This is a genomic window from Skermanella sp., assembly GCF_059503625.1.
On the sequence record NZ_JCACHA010000347.1, the window covers coordinates 1 to 2,748 of the forward strand.

Annotated in this window: 3 protein-coding genes; all 3 read left to right on the forward strand. The window is 59.9% G+C overall.

Features of this window, described 5'->3' with window-relative positions:
* Positions 1–500: 500 nt before the first annotated feature.
* Positions 501–683, forward strand: a complete 183-nt coding sequence (locus tag AC5JJ6_RS07990) for a hypothetical protein (protein ID WP_496041526.1) — start codon at positions 501–503, stop codon at positions 681–683.
* Positions 684–1,237: 554 nt separating this feature from the next.
* The gene (locus AC5JJ6_RS07995) at positions 1,238–1,462 is read left to right on the forward strand and encodes a hypothetical protein (protein WP_496041527.1); all 225 of its coding nucleotides are present in this window, start codon (positions 1,238–1,240) and stop codon (positions 1,460–1,462) included.
* A 143-nt stretch (positions 1,463–1,605) separates the two neighbouring features.
* Positions 1,606–2,748: IS256 family transposase (locus tag AC5JJ6_RS08000; RefSeq protein WP_496041528.1), on the forward strand; the 1,143-nt coding region annotated here is incomplete at its 3' end.

The window sequence follows — 2,748 nt, forward strand, 5'->3', positions numbered from 1 at the left end:
GGATTTCACCACCCGCACGCTGCCGCAGCGCGGGCAAAAAGGACGTTCCTGCACTTTGACTCACCGAGCTTTCTAACTTCCTGCCCCGGTATATAAAACCCATCGTTACATTGTGAAACCCTCAAAATACGCATGCCAACTTCCCACCAAATCTATCGAACACAGCTCATTAGGATTTTCGTTAAAATTTTCTTCACCCCAGGGTGAACTTGCCGGAAGCTCTGTTACACATCACCTCGATTTAAAGGGTTTTGCGTGTGGTTTCAACGGCCTTCCATGCGAGGCGACTGTGACAGTTGGGGCCGTTTTCTTCCGGCTTGACATGAAGTGTGATACTGCCGGCAGTTGAGAGGCTGGACTCATGCGGGATGATCCCCAGACTTGATGGCGCCCGACGTATGTCTGACTGACAAAGACCCAGACGCTTGCCCTGGCAACGGTGGTAGACTGCAGGGCCGCCATTCCACAGGGAGGGGGCTGGTGTGACCCCGGAACACCGCTTGGAACAGATCATTGGAACAATCCACGCCATCAAGGTGGGCATTCCGATTCCCAGAGGGTTCGTGACACGCCTGCTGGAACCCTGGCCTGACCTGTTTCGCGATGCCATGGGCCGGGAAGGAGCAGGTTGGATCAATTTGCTTCAGGCAGCGGCCGCCCGGATCGAGCGCATCCTGGAATGACCATCTCCACCACTCCTGCGGCTTCCTATGGTCCCCGGTGAATCTTTAAACCGCCACCGCCACTCGCATAAGCCAAAGAGACCGCGTGATTTTGCGCCGACAGATTGTTGTACGAGATGCCGTGCTGTCGCCCACGGCGAGGAAGGACTTCCGAATCGTGCTTCTCTCGACCCTAATCCGCGCCTAGCCTGGTGCGGTTTTTCTTGTCCGTCCGACGTATGCCGGACCAGACCGCGCATGTAGCAGTGCAATCTGTCATTGTTCATACTGCGCACAGAGACATCCACGTACACCATGTTTTAACTGAGCCCGCACCCTAGCCCGGTGCGGGCTTCCTCTCGCCTGCGGTATAATACGAGTCAAACGGCGCTATGACGTGGTATAGCTGGTACGACTATGGCCTTCGCAGCGTAGCAATCTCCCGCGTGACGTCTGGCATAGCCATATTCCCGCATCGCCCTCGGTGCGGGAGTCCTTTCCGCTTCACCGACACCGCCGCCCTCCAGCTTTCCGCAACATCCCTTATCGACGAGGCGGGAACCAGGGGATGGTCCGTGACCCACCTGCCATCCGGCCTTGCGATGGTCCGGCAGATCAAGGTGCTGGCGGTGGCTCTCGCATTCATCGACCGGATCGCCACACTGACCGAGTGGACGGTTCGGGAAATCCGTGCCACGCCGGAGCTGCGGGCGCAGGTCCAGACAATTCTGGGCCAAGCCTTTTTGTTTTTTGACGGTAACGTCCAGCGGAGTGGTGGAAATTGGCCCCTGAAGGGATGAGATGGACCCAGGTGGAGCTCGCAGAGCGGAACCTGGGTCCATCTCATCCCTCCGCCCTTGGGGCCGCAACAACGCGGAGGTGGTCATCACGCTCATCAGGTAAGGTCGAGTTGCGACACGAGACCGAGACCCAAGGAGGCATGATGACCGATGACACGATGACACTTCTGCTCGACCAGATCCAAGCCAGTACCGACGGCGACTTCCTGCGCGCCATCGCCGCCCACACGCTCCAGCGGCTGATGGAGTTCGAGGTGGATAGCCTGATCGGCGCCGGGCGCCATGAACGGTCCGACGAGCGCACTACCTACCGCAACGGCCATCGGGATCGTCAGCTGGAAACCCGGCTCGGCACGCTCGACCTGAGAATGGGGCCCCTCCGCCCCATTCTCCCGAAGCTGCGCCAGGGAACCTACTTTCCGGCTTTTCTGGAACCTCGCAAAACCGCCGAGAAGGCGCTGACGGCGGTGATCCAGGAAGCCTGGATCCAGGGTGTGTCTACCCGCAAGGTCGATGAACTGGTCCAGGCGCTGGGCATGACCGGCATCTCCAAGTCACAGGTCTCGGCGCTGTGCCAGGACATCGACACCCGCGTGCTGTCCTTCCTCGAGCGTCCGCTGGACGGCGAGTGGCCCTACCTCTGGCTCGATGCGACCTACATCAAGGTCCGCCAGAATGGCCGCATCGTGTCGATCGCGGCAATAATCGCTACCGGCGTCAACCAGGATGGCCGCCGCGAGATCCTCGGGCTCGGCCTGGGCCAGTCGGAAGCCGCCACCTTCTGGATCGAGTTCTTGCGCGCTCTGGTACGCCGCGGCCTCAAGGGCGTGAAGCTGGTCATTTCCGACGCTCACGAGGGCCTCAAAGCCGCCATTGCGCAGGTCCTGAGCGCCACCTGGCAGCGGTGCCGGGTTCATTTCATGAGATCGCTATTGGCCCATGTGCCGAAAAGCCAGCAGAGTGTTGTGTCGGCCGCAGTTCGGCAGGTCTTCGTCCAGCCTGATCGCGAGACTGCCGGACAAGCTTGGCGCCACGTCGCCGATCAGCTCCGCCCGCGCTTTCGCAAAGTCGCCGCTCTGCTCGACGAGGCCGAACACGATGTGCTCGCCTACATGGATTATCCCGAGGCTCATCGCAGCAAACTACACTCGACCAACCCAATAGAGCGCTTGAACAAGGAAGTAAAACGCCGCACCAATGTCGTCGGCATCTTCCCGAATGAGGCAAGCAGGATGACCTCCACAATGTTGCCAATCGCCTCGAGCCGGCATCGCCGGATCAAAGGG